Origin of the sequence: Ruminococcus flavefaciens (genome assembly GCF_900119075.1) — a bacterium.
Classification (GTDB): domain Bacteria; phylum Bacillota; class Clostridia; order Oscillospirales; family Ruminococcaceae; genus Ruminococcus; species Ruminococcus flavefaciens_Q.
This window is the reverse complement of the sequence record NZ_FPIP01000003.1, coordinates 209,652-228,959: the sequence shown is the minus strand read 5'-3', so window position 1 is coordinate 228,959 and position 19,308 is coordinate 209,652. Positions and strand designations below refer to the sequence as shown.

Here is a 19,308-nt window from a genome sequence, read left to right as displayed (position 1 = left end):
ATTATTATGCTTCGGCTGAGTGCTTTTATAGATGTGAATTCCACACAGCCGAAAACTACATAGGGAGTAAAAAATGAGCAAAAAAAACACAAAAAAGCTTCCTGAAAGGCGCTCGCCCCTGATGACGGTATGCAAGGTCGTGACTTTGCTGCTGAGCTTATGGTTTTCGGGAGCTATGACCGCACTTTCGGGGGCAGGTCTCATATATAACGGAGAAAGCTACGGCGCAGAGCTGAAAAATACGGGAGTTTTTCTAATAATATCCGCAGTTCTTATGGTTTTCGGAGCTTTTCTGTGCCTTTTCAGGAAAAAAACGCCGAATATTCTGGCAATTATTCTTGCTCTGGGCGGACTTGTCCTGTGTCTGGTGATGCTGAAGCAGCTCACAGACCACGCCGATTCAAGCGGCTGGACGGATAAATACACCATGCTGCCCGTCAGCGATATGTATATGCGGAGAATTCTGCCAAGTATAGCGCCCTGTGCGCTTACGGCAGCCATAGCCGCAGTACAGCTTAGGCGCTTTGGCGCAGTTGAGAGTTGAGAGTGCAGAGTTGAGAGTTAATGTGTTTTATTCGCTCATTTTATTAAAATCTTGTCGCCAACGGCGACTCCATAACTTTCAACTCTCAATTCTCAACTCTCAACTTTTTGCCCGTGCAAAATAAGATTATACAACAAGGTCGGTCTCGAAAACCGTCCTTTTTTGCGCTTAGCTAAAATTATGATATCTCCGAACGTCATTTTTACCAATTTTCCGTGATTTCTCTTGCAAAAACTATTTTTTTGTGATACAATGTTATCAACATTACCGAAAGGAACACTCGACTATGAACGTAAAATCCGAATTGCTCGCCTCCCTTGCAGGCGCAGAGGGCGATTATATCTCGGGAGCTGCCCTTGCAGACAAGCTCGGCGTAAGCCGCAATGCTGTGTGGAAAGCCGTAAAAGCGCTTGAAACTGAGGGATTTTCCATCAGCTCAGTGACCTCCAAGGGCTACAAGCTCAACGATGACAACAACAGACTTTCGGCAGACCTTATCACTCCGTTTCTGAAAACAAAAGAGCTGGGACGCAACCTCAGCGTGTATGATACAGTTGAGTCCACCAATAATATCACCAAGGAACAGGATTCAAACAACGTTCCCAACGGTACTACCTCCGTTGCCGACCGACAGACCGCAGGCAGAGGACGTATAGGCAGGAGCTTCGTTTCACCTGCCGGCAAGGGACTATATATGAGTACTCTTGTACGCCCCGAATTCAGCCTTGAATACGCTCCAATGATAACAGGAGCGGCAGCCTGCGCAGTTGCAGAAGCTATAGAATACTGCTGCGGTCAGCCCGTTATGATAAAATGGGTGAACGACCTCTACATGAACGGCAAAAAAATATGCGGCATACTGACAGAGGCTTCATTCGGACTTGAAATGCGCACTCTTGACTGCGCCGTTATCGGTATCGGCATAAACGTCCGCAGTATAGGCGACAGCTTCGATGAGGAGCTACGCAAAAAGGCTACATCTATCGAGGACGAGACGGGAGTTGCCGTAAACAGGAACAGGCTCTGCGCAGAGGTGCTCAACCGCCTTGAAATATATATGCATAAAATAGAGAACCGCAGCTTTCTTTCCGCATACAGAGAGCGCGAGCTTCTCACAGGAAATATAATAACCGCAAATGTGGGAAACAAGCAGATAATCGGTGAAGCTACGGGCATTGACGACAATGCCAACCTCATAGTGCAGCTCCAGTCGGGTGAGACTATCCACCTCAACTCGGGAGAAGCCAATCTGTGCAGGATAAAAAATGTTTAAAAGCGGTAATTCCGCTGAATATAATAAAATGTTAAGGAGGGTATGTCTGTATGAGATATACGATTATTGGTCAAACAGTACCGGCAGTAGAATGCGAGCTTAACGCAGGAGAATCAATGTTCACACAGTCAGGCGGAATGATCTGGCAGTCACAGGGCATCAAGATGAGCACAAATGCAAGAGGCGGTCTCGGAAGAAGCCTCGGAAGAATGTTCACAGGCGAATCCATATTCATGGCTAATTACACAGCTGAAGTTCAGGGCGCAAAGATAGCTTTCGGCGCTACAGTCCCAGGTTCTCTCGTTCCTGTAAATATCTCCAACGGCGGTCTTATCTGCCAGAAGGGCGCATTTCTATGCGCTGAACAGACAGTAGACCTCAAGGCAGTTTTCACAAAGAAGATACTCTCGGGATTCTTCGGCGGTGAGGGCTTCATTCTCCAGCAGCTCTTCGGAAGCGGCATGGCTTTCCTCGAAGTTGACGGAGATATGGTAGAGAAAACTCTCGCTCCAGGCGAAATACTCAAAGTAGATACAGGTAACGTCGTTGCTTTCGAGCCCACTGTACAGTACGAGATAGAGACTGTAAAGGGACTGGGAAATATATTCCTCGGCGGCGAGGGACTTTTCCTCACAAAGCTGGTAGGTCCGGGTAAGGTAATACTCCAGACACAGAACTTCAACGACTTTGCAGGCAGAATTCTTTCTCTCGGCGTAAAGAAGTAAATCATGAAGCACTGGCTCATCGCTGCCGCCGTTGCGGCAGTATACCTATTATTCAGCGTATTCACAGGACTCTGGGCAATATCATGGATAATATGGGTATTCTACGGAATATACAGGATAGCTGACTATATAAAGTCGCAGCAATAGCAATGAGGTGACGTTTATGTTTATATTCGGTTTTCCCGTTGTGGGCTTGCAGTATATGACCAACGGCGAAGCGCTTTTCCGCATGGCTGCGGAGAACAAGGCTGCTCCCGTGTGGAACGGCGATAAATGGCGCTGTGTATGCGGAACGGAAAACAGTACCAATTTCTGTCCCGAATGCGGCATGAAAGCGCCCGTAAAGCCGTGGAAATGCAGCTGCGGCAGGGACTGCACCAGCAATTTCTGCCCCGACTGCGGAAGTAAAGCTCCTTGAGCTGTAGGGGCGAATTCCGCTCGCCCGAATAAAATGACACAAATACTTACGGGCGCCTGTTAGGCGCCCTCCCCTGCAATTTCAATTTGCAAAATTTATGCAAATGCTTGACAAATGCTGTTTTTCATTGTATAATACAGTTAATAAATTGAAAATGCTATGAAGGGAAACAAAGCTTGTGTGAGTTTTCACAGAGAGCCGACGGCTGGTGAAAGTCGGCAGACAAATACAGGTCATAACTCCTCCCCGAGCAGCCGTCCCAAAGGCGCAGACCGCGTCAAGTAGGCACGGACGGGCTCTCCCGTTACAGAGATATGCGTTGATCCGACGCAGATGAGTGGGTGTATTCTTACATCAAGAAGAGTGGTACCACGGAGTATATTGCAGCTTCGTCTCTTCCATGCCGTGCATGGAGGAGATTTTTTATTACCCTCCTGCGAGGCAAACGGATCGGAATGGAGGTTTTGACATGAATAACGTAAAAAAGTACACAAGACAATTCTTTGAAGCGCCGAAAACTGCCATGAAATGGACGGAAAAGTCCTATATCGACAAGGCTCCACAGTGGTGCAGCGTCGATCTCCGCGACGGAAATCAGGCTCTTATAATACCCATGAGCCTCGGCGAAAAGCTGGAATTCTTCCGCAGACTGGTTGATATCGGCTTCAAGGAGATAGAGATCGGCTTCCCTGCCGCTTCCGAGACCGAGTACGACTTCTGCCGCACTCTTATCGAGCAGGATCTCATTCCCGACGATGTGGCGATACAGGTTCTCACCCAGTCCCGTGAACACATCATCGAAAAGACGTTTGAAGCCCTCAAGGGCTGCAAGAACGCCATAGTTCACCTTTACAACTCCACCTCTGTGGCTCAGCGCGAGCAAGTCTTCCGCAAGAGCAAGGAGGAGATAATAGATATCGCGGTCAGCGGAGCAAAGCTCCTTAAAGATTACCGCGAGAAGTACGAGGGCAATTTCCGCTTTGAGTACTCCCCCGAGAGCTTCACGGGTACAGAGCCCGAATTCGCGCTGGAGATATGCAACGCCGTTCTGGACGTGTGGCAGCCCACACCCGAGGACAAGGTCATAATCAATCTCCCCGTAACGGTACAGCTCTCAATGCCCCATGTTTACGCAAATCAGATAGAGTATATGTGCGAGAACCTGAAATACCGCGAAAACGTCATAGTCTCCCTCCACCCCCACAACGACCGCGGCTGTGCGGTGGCTGACACGGAAATGGGACTCCTTGCAGGTGCAGAGCGCGTCGAGGGAACTCTCTTCGGCAACGGCGAGCGCACAGGAAACGTGGATATCATTACTCTCGCCATGAATATGTACTCGCAGGGCGTTGATCCCGAGCTGGATTTCAGCGATATACCGTCGCTGTCCGAGGACTTCTCCCGTCTGACGAGAATGGGTATCTACGAGCGTCAGCCCTATTCTGGAAAGCTGGTATTCGCGGCGTTCAGCGGCTCTCATCAGGACGCTATCGCAAAGGGCATGAAATGGCGCGAGGAACACGGCGATACTGTCTGGAACGTGCCCTATCTGCCTCTTGATCCTACGGATATCGGCAGAGAGTACGAATCCGACGTTATCCGCATCAACAGCCAGTCGGGCAAGGGCGGAATCGGCTACATACTGGAGACTCGCTTCGGCTACGACCTGCCAAAGAAAATGCGCGAGAGCGTGGGCTACCTTGTCAAGGGCATTTCAGACAAAAAGCACAAGGAGCTTCTCCCCGACGAGGTCTACTCAATATTCAAGAGCAACTATGTGGATATAACCTCGCCTATAAACATCACGGAAACTCACTTCGTACAGCGCAACGGTATCGAAGCAACTGTAAGCTTCGATTACAGCGGCAGACGAGTTACTGTCACCGATACAGGTAACGGTCGTCTTGACGCCGTCAGCAACGCTATACGCTCATATACAGGCGCAGACTACAGTCTCAACAGCTACACCGAGCACGCTCTGGAAGTAGGCTCGGCTTCAAAGGCTGTATCCTATGTTGAGATAGTCACAAAGGAGGGCAAAAGCTTCTGGGGAACGGGTATCGACAACGATATCATCACTTCTTCAGTCAAGGCTCTTGTCAGCGCGGTAAATAATATGCTCAACAAGCAGTAATGTAAAGGAAGTGTGGAAATATGGCAATGACAATGACTCAGAAGATACTTGCGGCTCATTCGGGCAGGGAGTCAGTCTGTCTGGGAGAGCTTATCCTGACAGACCTTGACCTCGTTCTCGGCAACGATATAACCTCTCCCGTAGCTATCAAGGAGTTCGCAAAGCTGGGTAAGGACAGCGTGTTCGACAGAAACAAGGTCACCATGGTCATGGACCACTTCGCTCCCAACAAGGACATAAAGGCGGCAGAGCAGTGCAAGATGTGCCGCGATTTCTGCACGGGAAAGGACATAACACACTTCTACGACGTTGGAGAAATGGGCATCGAACACGCCCTGCTCCCCGAAAAAGGTCTGGTCACCGCAGGAAACGTGGTCATCGGCGCTGATTCCCATACCTGCACCTACGGAGCTTTGGGAGCTTTCTCAACAGGCGTTGGCTCAACGGATATGGCTTGCGGAATGGCTACAGGCAAGGCGTGGTTCAAGGTACCCGAGGCTATCAAGGTAGTCCTCACAGGAGAGCTCCGCAGATTCGTGTCGGGCAAGGACGTTATCCTCCACATTATCGGCGAGATAGGCGTGGACGGAGCCCTTTACCGCTCTATGGAATTCACAGGCGAGGGACTTGCCTCCCTGACTATGGCTGACCGCCTTTGCATGGCGAATATGGCTATCGAGGCAGGGGCAAAGAACGGTATTTTCGAGGTTGACGATATCACCCTCGACTATATCCGCACACACGGCGGCGCAGAGCCTGTTATATACAAAGCTGACGAGGACGCAGACTACGACGAGGTGCTCACCGTTGACCTGTCGGAGATAGAGCCTACTGTGGCTTTTCCTCATCTTCCAGAAAATGCACGTACCTTCGCCGAAATAGGCGATGTAAAGATAGACCAGGTGGTAATAGGCTCATGCACCAACGGCAGGCTTGAGGACCTTATCGCCGCCGCTGAGATAATGAAAGGACGCAAAGCCGCAAAGCACGTCCGCGTTATCGTGATACCTGCAACTCAGCAGATATACCTTGACGCTATGGAAATGGGGCTTATCCGCACATTTATCGAGTTCGGCGCAGTAGTGTCAACTCCTACCTGCGGACCGTGCCTTGGCGGATATATGGGCATTCTTGCCGCAGGCGAGAGAGCCGTAACGACTACGAACCGCAACTTCGTGGGACGTATGGGGCACCCCGAGTCCGAGGTATACCTTGCAAGCCCCGCAACTGCGGCGGCAAGCGCCGTAACAGGCAGGATAACAAGTCCGTGGGAGGTAATGGAGCTATGAAATACACAGGAAACGCTATAAAATACGGCGACAACGTGGATACAGACGTTATTATCCCTGCACGTTACCTCAATACAAGCGACCACAGGGAGCTTGCGAGCCACTGTATGGAGGATATCGACAAGACCTTCGTGAGCCGCGTAAAGCAGGGCGATATAATGGTTGCAGGACAGAATTTCGGCTGCGGCTCGTCCCGTGAACACGCTCCCATAGCCATAAAGGCAAGCGGAATCTCCGTTGTCATCGCCAAGAGCTTCGCCCGAATCTTCTACAGGAACGCTATAAATATCGGACTTGCTATCGTGGAATGTCCCGAAGCTGCCGAGGGTATCTCCGAGGGAGATAATGTGGAAGCTGACCTCGATAACGGAATTATCCGCAATATCACCACGGGCAGAGAGTACAAAACAGCGCCTTTCCCCGAGTTTGTACAGAAAATAATCGAAAACGGCGGACTTATGCAGGCTATCGCCAATGGCATGATATAATTGTAGGGGACGGCGTCCTCGACGTCCCGAATTGAGAATGTATGGGCGGCGTTCCGCCGCCCGTATCAGGATTTCCAACACTCCCCAAAGGAGATAAAATGATAGCAAAAATAATCGTAAAATGTATAATATACAACCCCAAGCTCAACAGATTCCTTCTGATAAAGCGATGTGAAAATGACGATATCGGCGCCGGTTCATGGGAGAATACAGGCGGAAACATCGAAAGCGGCGAAACTCCCGAGGACGCTGTTATGCGCGAGATACAGGAAGAAACAGGCATTACGGATATCAGGATAGGAAATATCGCTTATGTTGCCGTTCTGGAACGGGAGCTCCCCGACCTGCTCATAGTATATCTCTGCGAAACAACGACAGAAGCCGTAAAGCTGAGCTTTGAACATCAGGACTATGTGTGGGCGGACGAACAGCAATGCAGGACTCTTCTCCCCGACGCCATAATCCGCGATTTTGAAAAGAACAATGTATTTGATATCCTGCGCCGCAATGAGCATTGAGAATGTAGGGACGCGCATTGCACGTCCGCAAAAACGGTCAAATTAATATAAACTTTGTTTTATGGGAGCTTCACATGGATAAAAATAAAGTAAGAGTAATAAAAATAAGCAAACAAGCGTTAATGGAATTCATTTATGAAAAGTTCGTTGAAAATCAAAGCGATTATTTAGATATCAACGCAGCAGAAGCAGCAGATTATTTTGAATTTGACCTTGAAAACGGTGAATTTATTTTCTGTGCCATAAAATCGGAAGATGAAAATGGGAACTTTTTATCATTGCCAAAGGATATTGACTTGAAAAAAGTTATAAAAAAGATTCCTGACACAACTGACTCTATGTTTTCTCCAAACAAAACATATTATAAAGAATACACTAAAGAAGAACTGATAAAAATATCGGAAGTTTGATTTATTCTGCATTCCAAATTATGCTAACGGCTAAAGGCTAAATGAAAAGGACGTTTTAATATGAAAATATCAGGTGCAAAGATAGTCGTAGAAACCCTCATCGAGCAGGGCTGCGACACTATATTCGGCTACCCCGGAGGTCAGGTCATCGACCTCTTTGACGAGCTCTACATCGCCCGTGACCGCATAAAGCACATACTCACTGCCCACGAGCAGGGAGCTGCCCATGCTGCGGACGGCTATGCCCGTTCAACAGGCAAGGTGGGAGTTGTAATAGCTACCTCGGGCCCGGGGGCTACAAACCTCGTAACAGGCATAGCTGCGGCATATCTGGATTCAGTGCCAATGGTTGCTATCACGGGAAACGTCTCCTGCGACCAGATAGGCAGGGACAGCTTCCAGGAGGTAGATATTGTCGGCGTGACCATGCCTATCACCAAGCATAATTTCATTGTCAAGGACATAAACGAGCTTGCGGACACTCTTCGCACAGCCTTTAAAATAGCCAAATCGGGCAGACAGGGACCTGTTCTTGTGGATATCCCCAAGGACGTCCAGACGGCGCTCTGCGAGTACGAATCCAACGCACAGCCTGTTATCCCCTATCCTCTGACCTTTGCTTCGGAAACAAAGCTTCAGAAAGCGGCAGAGCTCATAAACAGCGCCCAGAGACCGTATATCTACTTTGGCGGCGGCGTTATCAGCGGCAAGGCTTCACAGCAGGTGACAGCTCTTGCGGAAAAAATAGACGCACCTATGGGCTGCTCACTCATGGGGCTCTCAGCCGTTCCCTGCGACCACCCGAGATTCCTCGGTATGCAGGGTATGCACGGTCATTACGCTTCAACTGCTGCCGAATATGAAGCCGACCTCGTCATTGCTCTCGGAGTACGCTTCAGCAACAGGTCCACAGGCGAAAACAGCCGATTTACCAAGAATTACCGCATTATCCACATAGATATCGACGGCGCGGAGCTCAACAAGAATATCCCTGCCGACCTCACTATACGCGGTGACCTCCTCGACTCCGTGGAGCGCCTTACCGCCATGGTAGAGGAGAACAGACACCCCGACTGGGCGAAGCATATCGCGGAGCTGAAAGCACAGGAAGAAAAACTCACAGAAGAAGCAGCTGACAGCACAAGGAAAAAAATAACAGAAAAGGGCGGCTCTCCAAAGCTCAGCCCATATGAGATAATCGACATAATCAGCGCCCGTGCAGGCGAGGACGTTATCATCGCCACCGACGTGGGACAGCACCAGATGTGGACGGCTCAGCGCTATCCCCTCAAAAAGCCCCGCACATTCCTTTCCAGCGGCGGTCTCGGAGCTATGGGCTACGGACTGGGCGCAGCTATCGGAGCTTCAACAGCTACGGGTAAGCGCGTTGTACTGTTCACAGGCGACGGCAGCTTCGGCATGAACTTAGGCGAGCTTGCAACTGCGGTATCTCAGGATATCCCCGTGGTCATCGTCGTTATGAACAACGGCGTACTTGGAATGGTTCGTCAGCAGCAGACGCTTTTCTACGACAAGCACTACTCCAATACCACTCTTGACCGCAGGACGGACTTCGCAAAGGTGGCTGAGGCATTCGGTGCAAAGGGCGGTCACGCTTCAACGGCTGAGGAGCTGAAAAAATTAGCAGAAGCCGCTTTCGCAAGCGACGTACCTTTCGTTATCGACTGCGCAGTTGACTGCGACGAGCTGGTACTGCCAATGCTGCCGCAGGGCGGTTCGGCAGAGGATATAATCACATCAGTAAAGTGAGGTGACATTAATGGAACAGCAGTACGTAATAGGAGTTATAGTTGCCAATGTTTCGGGTGTTCTTTCCAGAGTTTCGGGAATGTTCACACGCCGCGGCTTCAACATCGACAGCCTTACCGTGGGCGAGACAGAGTCCAGCGGCTTTTCAAGAATAACTATCGCCTTTCACGGCGATGACGACATGAAAGAGCGTATATTGCAGCAGCTGCAAAAGCTCCATGATGTCAGAGAGGTCGAGGTGCTGGACACCAAGGACAGCGTTATCCGCGAGCTCCTGCTCATAAAAGTGAGAAACAAGGCTGAGATACGTCAGGATATAATGACCGCAGTTGAGATATTCCGCTCAAAGATAGTGGACTACTCCCCTACCTCCCTCACCTGCGAGCTTACGGGAGAGACCTCAAAAATAGACGCATTTATAGAGCTTTTGAAGCCATTCGGAATCATGGAGATGTGCCGCACGGGTATCGTAGCTATCGAGCGCGGCGAGAACTGTCTGAAAACAGTCAAATAATTGAGATCATGGTATCGCTGACGCGATAAATCTGTCCGCGAAGCGGACACATCCATTCTCAATTCTAAATTCTCAATTCATGCAAGGGAGGATTTGTATGGAGCTTAATATCGCACTTCTCAAGGGCGACGGCATAGGTCCCGAAATAGTGGACAGCGCCGTTGCCGTACTGGAAAAAACCGCAGCTAAGTTCGGACATAAATTCAATTTCACACCGTACCTCATAGGCGGCTGTGCAATCGACGAAACAGGTCTGCCCCTGCCGCAGGAGACCGTGGACGGCTGTTTAGCCTCCGACAGCGTTCTCCTCGGAGCTGTAGGCGGTCCGAAATGGGACGGTCTCGCAGGAGATATCCGCCCCGAAAAAGCCCTGCTGGGCATACGCTCGGCTATGGGACTGTATACCAATCTCCGCCCTGCAAAGCTCTATCCTGCCCTGAGAGGAGCTTCTCCGCTAAAGGACGAGATAGTGGGCGGCGGCTTCGATATACTCATAGTAAGGGAATTAACAGGCGGTATATACTTCGGCGACCGCGGCTACCGCGAGGGAAAATACGGCACAGAAGCTTTCGACACCGAGGCTTACAGCGTAACCGAGATAGAGCGCATAGGCAAGGCGGCTTTTGAAGCCGCAATGAAGCGCGGCAAGCGGCTTTGCAGCGTGGACAAGGCTAATGTTCTGGAGTCCTCACGGCTCTGGCGCAAGACCATGCATGAGATGGCTGAAAGCTATCCCGAGGTTGAATACAGGGATATGTTCGTGGACAACGCCGCTATGCAGCTTGTACGCGATCCCAAGCAGTTTGACGTCATCGTTACGTCCAATATGTTCGGCGATATACTGTCAGATGAAGCCTCGCAGATAACGGGCTCCATAGGTATGCTGGCTTCGGCTTCGCTGGGAGCTTCAAAGCGCGGACTCTACGAGCCTATTCACGGCTCAGCTCCCGACATTGCAGGCACAAACGCCGCAAACCCAATAGCTACCATACTTTCGGGAGCTATGATGCTTCGGTATTCATTCGGTCTTGCAAAAGAAGCCGATACCATAGAAGCCGCAGTTGACAAGGCTCTCAACGACGGTCACAGAACCGCCGACCTCATGGGCACTGACAAGGGTAAGCCCCTGACCTGCACGGAAATGACAGAAGTAATACTGAAAAATATTTAGGAGGAATCTATCATGATAAAGATCCACACAGAAAAGGCACCTGCGGCAGTAGGACCTTACTCACAGGCTATAGTTTCAAACGGAATGGTCTACACAAGCGGTCAGATAGCCATTGATCCCGTTACAAACACGGTAAAGGGCACTACTATCGAGGAGCAGACCGAGCAGATAATGCACAACCTGGGAGCTGTTCTTGCTACGGCAGGCTCAGGCTTTGACAAGGCTGTGAAAACTACCTGCTTCCTTGCAGATATGAACGATTTTGCCGCATTCAACGAGATATACGGCAAGTATTTCATATCTCTGCCTGCAAGAAGCTGTGTTGCGGTAAAGACTCTCCCAAAGGGCGTTCTTGCCGAGGTAGAGGTAATTGCAGAGAGCAATCTATAATGCATAATTGCAGGGGCGGATACTATCCGCCCTTTTTTGCTGCGATTTCGGGCGCACACTGTGCCCCCCTGCAAGCTAATGGCTAAAGGCTTGAAATTTTATCCCTTTTGTGTTATAATCAATAAAATGGGCAAATTGTATATTGATATAAATTTTACAACAAGGAGACCGCTATGAAACTTCTCGCAATCGACGGAAACAGCATACTTAACCGCGCTTTTTACGGCATAAAGCTGCTTTCAAATAAAAAAGGACAGTTCACCAACGCCATTTTCGGCTTTATGAATATCTATCTCCGCAATATCAGCGACGTAAAGCCCGACGCTGTGGCTGTAGCCTTTGACCTGCGCTCTCCTACCTTCCGTCACAAGGCTGTGGCGACCTACAAGGCTAACCGCAAGGGTATGCCTCCCGAGCTTGCAGAGCAGCTCCCCCGCGTAAAGGAGCTCCTCACCCTTATGGGCGTTAAAGTCGTGGAGTGCGAGGGCTTCGAGGCTGACGACGTACTTGGTACACTCTCAAAGCTCTGCTCCGACAGCGGCAACGAGTGCTTCGTGCTGACGGGAGACCGCGACAGCTTGCAGCTCATCGACGACAAGGTCACTGTTATCCTTGCCACAAACAAGGAGAATATATACTACACTCCTGAACGATTTACCGAGGATTACGGCTTCGAGCCCATAAAGCTTATCGACCTGAAAGCCCTCATGGGCGACAGCTCCGACAATATCAGCGGAGTTGCAGGCATCGGTGAAAAGACCGCTTCCGCTCTTATCAAGGAGTACGGAAGTATCGAGAATCTTTACGAGAATTACGAGGATTCCACCCTCACCAAGGGCGTTAAGGCTAAGCTTGCCGCAGGCGCAGAAGCCGCCAGGGAGAGCAAATGGCTGGCGACTATCGTCCGCAACGCACCCATAGATACAGACCTTGACAGCTACAAGCCGAAAGCTCCCGACAACGGCGCTATCGGACGTATGCTCAGCGAGCTGGAGATGTTCAAGCTCCTTGACAAGCTGGGTATCAGCGCGGCTGAGAGCACAAATTCCGCCCCCGAGGTCAAGGCTGAGGAAGTCCCTGTTATCGCGGCAAAGGTCAGCGAGCTTACTGCGGATATCATCGGAAAGCTCAGCGAATGCGAGTACCTTTTCCGCGAGGATAAGCTCTCTGTACGGGACGGGGACAACGTTTACACGACTGATAACGAAGATATTATAAAGACGTTTTTCGGCTCTGAATGCGCTAAGTCCACCGATGACGGCAAGGCGCACTACCGCTGGGCAATGGCTCACGGCGGCGAGCTGAAAAATCTGAAAAGCGACGCGGCGATATGCGGCTATCTGCTGAATACCTCCGCTTCTGACTACGCCGTGGATAAGCTCTGCGCCGAGTACGGAGTGCATTTCTACAGCGAAAACGACGACTTGGCGGAGCTCCTTTCCCTTAAAGGGCTCATTGCAAAGCTCCGCGCAGAGATAGAGTCCGAGGGCATGACGGAGCTCCTTGAAACAGTGGAAATGCCCCTGACGGAAGTCCTCGCTTCAATGGAAGACACAGGCGTTCTTATCGACAAAAAGGGCGTTGAAGACTTCGGCGTGTACCTGTCGGAAATGATAGAGGAAACTCAGCAGATGATATACGACGAGGCAGGTCACGAGTTCAATATCTCCTCGCCGAAACAGCTCGGCACCGTCCTTTTCGAGGAAATGGGACTGCCGGCAAAAAAGAAAACAAAGAGCGGCTACTCCACCAATGCGGAGGTGCTTGAAGAGCTCCGCAATTACGCTCCAATCGTGGACAACGTGCTGAAATACCGCCAGTACACAAAGCTTAACTCCACATACGTTGTGGGACTTCTTGATAAAATCGCTCCCGACGGACGTATCCACACATGGTTCAGACAGACCGAGACCAGAACGGGACGTATAAGCTCCACAGAGCCAAATATGCAGAATATCCCCGTCCGCACGGAGCTTGGCGCACAGATGAGGAAGTTCTTCACCGCCGACGAGGGAAAAACTCTTATCGACGCCGACTACAGCCAGATAGAGCTGAGAGTTATGGCTCACCTCTGCGGCGACGAAAACATGACCGAGGCTTTCACATCGGGGGAGGATATCCACACCTCAACTGCGGCTCAGGTATTTGATATGCCCATATTTATGGTGACTCCCGAAATGAGAAGCGCCGCCAAGGCGGTAAACTTCGGTATCATCTACGGTATCGGAGCGTTCTCCCTCGCAAAGGATATCGGTACTTCCGTGGCAAAGGCCAAGAAGTACATCGCGGACTACCTTGCGAAATACCCCAAGGTAAACGAGTTCATGGAGACCACCGTGGACAACGCCTTCAAGGAGGGCTATGTTACAACCATGTTCGGCAGAAAGCGCCGTATCCCCGAGCTTTCATCGTCCAATAAGATGTTACAGGCGGCAGGCAAGCGCATAGCCATGAATACTCCCGTGCAGGGAACAGCCGCTGACCTTATAAAAATAGCCATGATAAACGTCTACAACCGCCTGAAAGCCGAAAAGCTCAACGCTAAGCTCATATTGCAGGTACACGATGAACTCATCATCGAGTCGGATATCGCCTGTGCGGAGAAATGCGCGGAGCTTCTCAAAGAGGAAATGCAGGGCGTTTACGATATGAGAGTTCCTCTTGCAGTGGACGTTCACACAGGACACTCATGGTATGACGCCAAAGGCTGAGCCCTTAGCCGTTAGCTTGTAGGGGCGCACATTGTGCGCCCGAGAAATACATTGCTGATAACAACGGGCGAACACTGTTCGCCCCTACAAATCAAGCATAAAAAGGAAGAAAATGAATATTTCTCAATTCTCAATTTTCAATTCTCAATTCAACTATGATGAGCTGTCCGAACTGGATAAGCTCTGCGTAGGCGCGGACGGCTGGTCTGCGGATTCCTTCCGCGAAGAGGCACAGCGTCCCGAGAGCATTATCCTTGCCGCCTACGACGGGGACACTCTTGCAGGCATGATAGCAGGCTTCACCGCCGCCGATACGGGAGAGATACTCACTGTTTGTACTGCTCCCCAGTACCGCAGGCAGGGTGTTGCAAGAATGCTTATGGAGGCTTTTTTAACAGCCGTGCCCGAAGATGTTGAAAGTATAGCCCTTGAAGTGCGGCAGTCCAATACCGCCGCCATAGAGCTGTACAAGAGCTTCGGCTTTGAAAAGGCAGGCGTGCGGAAACGTTTCTACCAGAATCCTGCCGAAGACGCAGACGTTATGGTCTGCAAGCTGAAATAAATAACGAAAGAAGATATAGTATGCTTATACTCGGAATAGAAAGCTCCTGCGACGAGACCGCCGCAAGCGTGGTGCGCGACCAGCGAGAGATACTCTCGTCGGTGATATCCACGCAGATAGAGGAGCACAAGAAATACGGCGGAGTTGTCCCCGAGATAGCCTCGCGCCGACACTGCGAGAATATCCTCGGCGTTGTCCGTCAGGCTCTCGACGAAGCGCAGGTAAAGCTCTCAGACCTTGACGGTATCGCCGTTACATACGCCCCCGGGCTTATCGGTGCTCTCCTTGTAGGAGTAAGCTTCGCAAAGGCTCTTGCAATGTCCTCGGGAAAGCCTCTGATACCTGTTCATCATATCGCAGGTCATATCGCTACCAATTATCTGACCTTCCCCGACCTTGAACCGCCTTACCTCTGCCTTGTGGCAAGCGGCGGACACAGCCATATAATCGAGGTGCTCAGCTATACCAAGTTCCGTGTAGTGGGAAGGACTCACGACGACGCGGCAGGCGAATGCTTTGACAAGTGCGCAAGAGCTATGGGATTCCCCTACCCGGGTGGAGTCCACATCGACAACGCCGCACAAACAGGCGACAGGAACGCATTCAAGCTCCCACACCCTGCCGTTGCAGGCAGCGAGTTTGATTTCAGCTTCTCGGGACTGAAGACCAACGTGATAAATCTGCTCCACAACGCCGAGCAGAAAGGCATAGATATCAACAGGAACGACCTTGCGGCAAGTCTCCAAGCAACTATCGCGGAGATACTCACTGACAAGACTATCCGTGCCGCCGAGGCTCTCGGCTACAAAAAGGTAGCTCTTGCAGGCGGAGTTTCCGCAAATACGGGAGTCCGCGAGACCTTGTCCGAGGCTTGCAGAAAGCGCGGCTTTGAGTTCTATATGCCATTGAAGAAGCTCTGCGGCGACAACGGCGCCATGATAGCCTGTCAGGGCAGCTATAATCTCCTCGCTGGCATAACCGCCGACGAGAGCCTGAATGCAATTGCGACATTATCAATGGAAGACATTTAATGTAGGAGAGCACATTGTGCGCCCGAGAATACAGCAACATTAGAAGCCGTTAGCTGTAGGGGCTGATGCCTACATGAGCCCGATTGGATTTGGAATTTAACGGGGCGATGTGGGCATCGCCCCCTACAAGATAAATGAAAGGAATATAAAAATGACTGTTCGTGAATTACAGGATAAGATAATCCAGCTCAAAAAGGAAACAAACACCGCAGTTCTCGCACACTGCTATCAGGCTCGCGAGATATGCGAGGTTGCCGATTTTGTAGGCGACAGCTACAAGCTCAGCGTTGACGCAAAGGGCGTATCACAGGAGAATATCCTCTTCTGCGGAGTTCATTTCATGGCTGAGACTGCAAAAATGCTCTCGCCCCAGAAGCGCGTTTACCTCTCCAACAAACACGCAGGCTGTCCAATGGCTGAACAGATGGACAAGGAGCTCATCAGCGCTATCCGCGCTCAGGAGCCTGACCGCACTGTTGTTGCCTATGTTAATACAACTGCGGCTCTCAAGACCGTCTGCGACGTCTGCGTAACATCGTCAAGCGCTCTGCGTATCGTCAAGGCGCTCGACAACGACAAGATACTCTTTATCCCAGACTGCAATCTCGGCGACTACATAAAGAAGCAGTGCCCCGAAAAGGATATAAAGCTCCTCAGCGGCGGCTGTCCAACACACGCAAGGATAACCGCAAAGGAAGTCCTCGCCGCTAAGGAAGAGCACCCCGACGCTCTCTTTCTCGTACACCCCGAGTGTACTCCAAAAGTAGTTGAGCTTGCGGACTACGTAGGCTCTACCACAGGTATCATGGACTTTGCAAAGAAGTCCGACAAGACCGAGTTCATTATCGGTACGGAAAATTCTATCGTGGAACACTTGCAGTATGACTGCCCCGAGAAGAAGTTCTATCCCGTGAGCCGCGACCTTGTCTGTCACAATATGAAGCTGACCACCCTGCCCGATATTTACAACACTCTCCTCGCTATCAGCGGCAAGGGCGGCGAAGCCTTTGAGATACTCATGGACGACGAGCTCATCGCTCAGGCAAGAAAGTGCATAGACGAAATGATAAGGCTGGGCGGCTGACATGACGGAATTAGTCGAAAAGCTGTACCAAACAGGCGACCTGTCCGACGGAGAGTTCAAAAATCTCATCGAGACCGACGATAAGGAGTCAGCGGAGCTTCTACGCCGATACGCCGACGAGACAAGGCAGAAAAGCTACGGTAAAAAGGTCTTTCTCCGCGGACTTATCGAGGTCTCCAGCTACTGCAAAAACAACTGCCTTTACTGCGGTATCCGCCGCGGCAATAATGAAGCCGACCGCTACCGTCTGTCCCGTGAGGACATACTGAAATGCTGTGAAAACGGCTATGAGCTGGGCTTCCGCACATTCGTAATGCAGGGCGGCGAGGATTCGTTTTTCACTGACGACTTCCTCTGCCCCCTTATATCCGAGATAAAGGAAAAGTACCCCGACTGCGCGGTTACGCTGTCCCTCGGTGAGCGCTCCTATGAGAGCTACAAGCGTCTGAAAGAAGCAGGGGCGGACAGATATCTGCTCCGTCACGAAGCGGCTTCACAGGAGCTTTACTCAAAGCTCCACCCCGAGGAAATGAGCCTTGAAAACCGCAAGGACTGCCTATTTCAGCTGAAAGAGCTGGGCTATCAGGTGGGCGCAGGCTTCATGGTGGGAGCTCCGCACCAGACCACAGAGCACATAATAGCCGACCTGCGATTCTTGCAGGAGCTACAGCCCCAGATGATAGGAATAGGACCATTCGTCCCACATCATAAAACCCCATTTGCCGATGAAAAAGGCGGCACACTTGAGCTCACGCTGAGACTTTTAGGCATACTGAGACTGATGTTCCCGAAAGTCCTCCTGCCTGCCACGACAGCTCTCGGAACTATCGCTCCCAACGGCAGGGAGCTGGGACTGCAAACGGGCTGTAACGTTGTAATGCCCAATCTTTCGCCTGTTATGGTGCGTAAGAAGTACGACCTGTACGACAATAAGATATGCACTGGCGAGGAAGCCGCAGAGTGCCGATTCTGCCTGCAAAGAAGAATAGAGTCCGCAGGCTACGAGATAGCGCAGGAGCGCGGAGACTGCATAGATTAAATCAAATTTTGCAAGGCAAAATTTGAAGCCGTTAGCCATTAGCCTGTAGGGGGCGATGCCTACATCGCCCCGTTTAATAAATCACGGGCTGATGTGGGTGACTCCCTACAGTGTAGGGAGATGTCGCAAAGCGACAGAGGGTATGGGTGCCTGTTAGGCATCAGCCCCTACAATTTGAATCCGTCGCCGCAGGCGACACCATAACTCTCAACTCTACACTCTAAACTTTCAACTTATCATAATTTAAGGAGAATACTATGCGAGTACGTTTTCATCTGCCCGACTTTTCGGGAAATTTCAAGCTTAACCTGCTCTTTGCAGAGCTTCTGGAGCACCGTCCCGACCTCTTCCGCGAGGGCGTTGAGATAGCTTCGTTCTACGGCGTTTTTCCGCCGTCTATCTGGAACGGCGGCAGAACTCAGGGCGGCGTCTGTGACAAGACATTCGTGAAAAGCGTCATCAAGACCTTCAACGAAAAGAGCATTCCACTGAGATTTACCTTCACAAATCCTGCCCTCGAAAAGAAGCACCTCAGCGACCAGTTCTGCAACATGGTGCTGAATTTAGCCAATAACGGGCTCAACGAGGCTATCGTTATGTCTCCCATACTGGAGGACTATATCCGCAGGAATTTCCCGAAATACAAGCTGACGAGCTCCACCTGCAAGCGCCTCAATACAATAGAAGGACTTCTCGACGAGCTGAAAAAGGACTACCACATAGTCGTTATGGACTACGACCTCAACAACAGATTCGACCTGCTGGAGCAGATACCTATGGCGGACAGACCGCGTATCGAGTTCCTGTCAAATGCCTGCTGTGAGCCTAATTGTCCGCGCCGTTCTGCTCATTACCACTCTATCGGCGTCCAGCAGATAGCCTACAACGAGCATATCAAGAAGTACCCGAATCTGCCATTTGACGCTTCAAAGTACGATCCCGACCACTTCCGCGACTGCCCGTACTCACAGAGAGGTCTATTTGAGATAAGAAACCTCCGCACACATATCTCTCCCGACGATATCTGGGAAAAATACGTGCCTATGGGCTTTGAGCAGTTCAAAATAGAGGGACGAACAGCAAGTCCGCTGAACGTACTCGAAACATATATGTATTACATGGCTAAGCCCGAATACCGCGACGAAACGCGCTTCATGCTCCTCAAGGCTATGGAGAATTCGGGTGCGCTCTCATTCAAATAAACCACCACGACTTTCAATGAACTGAGGTGAATCAC

General features: G+C 50.8%; 20 protein-coding genes and 1 other annotated feature. All 20 genes read left to right on the top strand.

The window, feature by feature from the left end; translation table 11 throughout:
- The first annotated feature begins 73 nt into the window (after window positions 1–73).
- The gene (locus BT105_RS05935) at window positions 74–544 is read left to right on the top strand and encodes a hypothetical protein (protein ID WP_072299882.1); all 471 of its coding nucleotides are present in this window, start codon (window positions 74–76) and stop codon (window positions 542–544) included.
- 286 nt (window positions 545–830) lie between these two features.
- The gene (locus BT105_RS05930) at window positions 831–1,817 is read left to right on the top strand and encodes a biotin--[acetyl-CoA-carboxylase] ligase (RefSeq protein ID WP_072299881.1); all 987 of its coding nucleotides are present in this window, start codon (window positions 831–833) and stop codon (window positions 1,815–1,817) included.
- A 50-nt stretch (window positions 1,818–1,867) separates the two neighbouring features.
- Entirely contained in the window at window positions 1,868–2,542 is a 675-nt protein-coding gene (locus BT105_RS05925; protein WP_072299880.1) for a TIGR00266 family protein, read from the top strand.
- Window positions 2,543–2,545: 3 nt separating this feature from the next.
- On the top strand, window positions 2,546–2,689 hold the full coding sequence (locus BT105_RS15000) for a WxxxWxxW domain-containing protein (protein WP_177243939.1): 144 nt from the start codon (window positions 2,546–2,548) through the stop codon (window positions 2,687–2,689).
- 16 nt (window positions 2,690–2,705) lie between these two features.
- Window positions 2,706–2,960, top strand: a complete 255-nt coding sequence (locus BT105_RS05920) for a hypothetical protein (RefSeq protein WP_072299879.1) — start codon at window positions 2,706–2,708, stop codon at window positions 2,958–2,960.
- A 150-nt stretch (window positions 2,961–3,110) separates the two neighbouring features.
- Window positions 3,111–3,360 (top strand) — a binding site (T-box leader).
- Window positions 3,361–3,429: 69 nt separating this feature from the next.
- Entirely contained in the window at window positions 3,430–5,094 is a 1,665-nt protein-coding gene (locus BT105_RS05915) for a 2-isopropylmalate synthase (protein ID WP_072299878.1), read from the top strand.
- Window positions 5,095–5,114: 20 nt separating this feature from the next.
- Window positions 5,115–6,383 (top strand): 3-isopropylmalate dehydratase large subunit, encoded by a 1,269-nt coding sequence (leuC, locus tag BT105_RS05910; RefSeq protein WP_072299877.1) that lies wholly within the window; start codon window positions 5,115–5,117, stop codon window positions 6,381–6,383.
- Window positions 6,380–6,871: a 3-isopropylmalate dehydratase small subunit gene (gene leuD / locus BT105_RS05905; RefSeq protein ID WP_072299876.1), complete on the top strand. Its 492-nt coding sequence runs from the start codon at window positions 6,380–6,382 to the stop codon at window positions 6,869–6,871. Before leuC ends, leuD begins: the two co-directional genes overlap by 4 nt.
- A 98-nt stretch (window positions 6,872–6,969) precedes the next feature.
- Window positions 6,970–7,389, top strand: a complete 420-nt coding sequence (locus tag BT105_RS05900) for an NUDIX domain-containing protein (RefSeq protein WP_072299875.1) — start codon at window positions 6,970–6,972, stop codon at window positions 7,387–7,389.
- Between the two features lie 74 nt (window positions 7,390–7,463).
- On the top strand, window positions 7,464–7,799 hold the full coding sequence (locus BT105_RS05895; protein WP_072299874.1) for a hypothetical protein: 336 nt from the start codon (window positions 7,464–7,466) through the stop codon (window positions 7,797–7,799).
- Window positions 7,800–7,859: 60 nt separating this feature from the next.
- A complete protein-coding gene (gene ilvB, locus BT105_RS05890; RefSeq protein ID WP_072299873.1) occupies window positions 7,860–9,569 on the top strand; it encodes a biosynthetic-type acetolactate synthase large subunit in 1,710 nt (569 codons plus the stop codon).
- A 10-nt stretch (window positions 9,570–9,579) separates the two neighbouring features.
- Entirely contained in the window at window positions 9,580–10,083 is a 504-nt protein-coding gene (gene ilvN, locus BT105_RS05885; protein WP_072299872.1) for an acetolactate synthase small subunit, read from the top strand.
- Between the two features lie 97 nt (window positions 10,084–10,180).
- Window positions 10,181–11,254: a 3-isopropylmalate dehydrogenase gene (gene leuB, locus BT105_RS05880; RefSeq protein WP_072299871.1), complete on the top strand. Its 1,074-nt coding sequence runs from the start codon at window positions 10,181–10,183 to the stop codon at window positions 11,252–11,254.
- A 12-nt stretch (window positions 11,255–11,266) separates the two neighbouring features.
- On the top strand, window positions 11,267–11,644 hold the full coding sequence (locus BT105_RS05875) for a RidA family protein (protein WP_072299870.1): 378 nt from the start codon (window positions 11,267–11,269) through the stop codon (window positions 11,642–11,644).
- 173 nt (window positions 11,645–11,817) lie between these two features.
- Entirely contained in the window at window positions 11,818–14,355 is a 2,538-nt protein-coding gene (gene polA, locus BT105_RS05870; RefSeq protein WP_072299869.1) for a DNA polymerase I, read from the top strand.
- Between the two features lie 112 nt (window positions 14,356–14,467).
- Entirely contained in the window at window positions 14,468–14,917 is a 450-nt protein-coding gene (gene rimI / locus BT105_RS05865; RefSeq protein WP_072299868.1) for a ribosomal protein S18-alanine N-acetyltransferase, read from the top strand.
- Window positions 14,918–14,937: 20 nt separating this feature from the next.
- Entirely contained in the window at window positions 14,938–15,948 is a 1,011-nt protein-coding gene (gene tsaD, locus BT105_RS05860; protein ID WP_072299867.1) for a tRNA (adenosine(37)-N6)-threonylcarbamoyltransferase complex transferase subunit TsaD, read from the top strand.
- A gap of 151 nt (window positions 15,949–16,099) precedes the next feature.
- Window positions 16,100–17,032, top strand: a complete 933-nt coding sequence (gene nadA / locus BT105_RS05855) for a quinolinate synthase NadA (protein WP_072299866.1) — start codon at window positions 16,100–16,102, stop codon at window positions 17,030–17,032.
- A 1-nt stretch (window position 17,033) separates the two neighbouring features.
- Window positions 17,034–18,071: a [FeFe] hydrogenase H-cluster radical SAM maturase HydE gene (gene hydE / locus BT105_RS05850; protein ID WP_072299865.1), complete on the top strand. Its 1,038-nt coding sequence runs from the start codon at window positions 17,034–17,036 to the stop codon at window positions 18,069–18,071.
- Window positions 18,072–18,328: 257 nt separating this feature from the next.
- On the top strand, window positions 18,329–19,273 hold the full coding sequence (locus tag BT105_RS05845) for a hypothetical protein (protein ID WP_072299864.1): 945 nt from the start codon (window positions 18,329–18,331) through the stop codon (window positions 19,271–19,273).
- The last annotated feature ends 35 nt before the right edge of the window (window positions 19,274–19,308 follow it).

Coding starts and splice junctions, on each gene's coding strand:
- BT105_RS05935 (WP_072299882.1), top strand. CDS start 74: ATGAGCAAAAAAAACACAAAAAAGCTTCCTGAAAGGCGCTCGCCCCTG.
- BT105_RS05930 (WP_072299881.1), top strand. CDS start 831: ATGAACGTAAAATCCGAATTGCTCGCCTCCCTTGCAGGCGCAGAGGGC.
- BT105_RS05925 (WP_072299880.1), top strand. CDS start 1,868: ATGAGATATACGATTATTGGTCAAACAGTACCGGCAGTAGAATGCGAG.
- BT105_RS15000 (WP_177243939.1), top strand. CDS start 2,546: ATGAAGCACTGGCTCATCGCTGCCGCCGTTGCGGCAGTATACCTATTA.
- BT105_RS05920 (WP_072299879.1), top strand. CDS start 2,706: ATGTTTATATTCGGTTTTCCCGTTGTGGGCTTGCAGTATATGACCAAC.
- BT105_RS05915 (WP_072299878.1), top strand. CDS start 3,430: ATGAATAACGTAAAAAAGTACACAAGACAATTCTTTGAAGCGCCGAAA.
- leuC (WP_072299877.1), top strand. CDS start 5,115: ATGGCAATGACAATGACTCAGAAGATACTTGCGGCTCATTCGGGCAGG.
- leuD (WP_072299876.1), top strand. CDS start 6,380: ATGAAATACACAGGAAACGCTATAAAATACGGCGACAACGTGGATACA.
- BT105_RS05900 (WP_072299875.1), top strand. CDS start 6,970: ATGATAGCAAAAATAATCGTAAAATGTATAATATACAACCCCAAGCTC.
- BT105_RS05895 (WP_072299874.1), top strand. CDS start 7,464: ATGGATAAAAATAAAGTAAGAGTAATAAAAATAAGCAAACAAGCGTTA.
- ilvB (WP_072299873.1), top strand. CDS start 7,860: ATGAAAATATCAGGTGCAAAGATAGTCGTAGAAACCCTCATCGAGCAG.
- ilvN (WP_072299872.1), top strand. CDS start 9,580: ATGGAACAGCAGTACGTAATAGGAGTTATAGTTGCCAATGTTTCGGGT.
- leuB (WP_072299871.1), top strand. CDS start 10,181: ATGGAGCTTAATATCGCACTTCTCAAGGGCGACGGCATAGGTCCCGAA.
- BT105_RS05875 (WP_072299870.1), top strand. CDS start 11,267: ATGATAAAGATCCACACAGAAAAGGCACCTGCGGCAGTAGGACCTTAC.
- polA (WP_072299869.1), top strand. CDS start 11,818: ATGAAACTTCTCGCAATCGACGGAAACAGCATACTTAACCGCGCTTTT.
- rimI (WP_072299868.1), top strand. CDS start 14,468: ATGAATATTTCTCAATTCTCAATTTTCAATTCTCAATTCAACTATGAT.
- tsaD (WP_072299867.1), top strand. CDS start 14,938: ATGCTTATACTCGGAATAGAAAGCTCCTGCGACGAGACCGCCGCAAGC.
- nadA (WP_072299866.1), top strand. CDS start 16,100: ATGACTGTTCGTGAATTACAGGATAAGATAATCCAGCTCAAAAAGGAA.
- hydE (WP_072299865.1), top strand. CDS start 17,034: ATGACGGAATTAGTCGAAAAGCTGTACCAAACAGGCGACCTGTCCGAC.
- BT105_RS05845 (WP_072299864.1), top strand. CDS start 18,329: ATGCGAGTACGTTTTCATCTGCCCGACTTTTCGGGAAATTTCAAGCTT.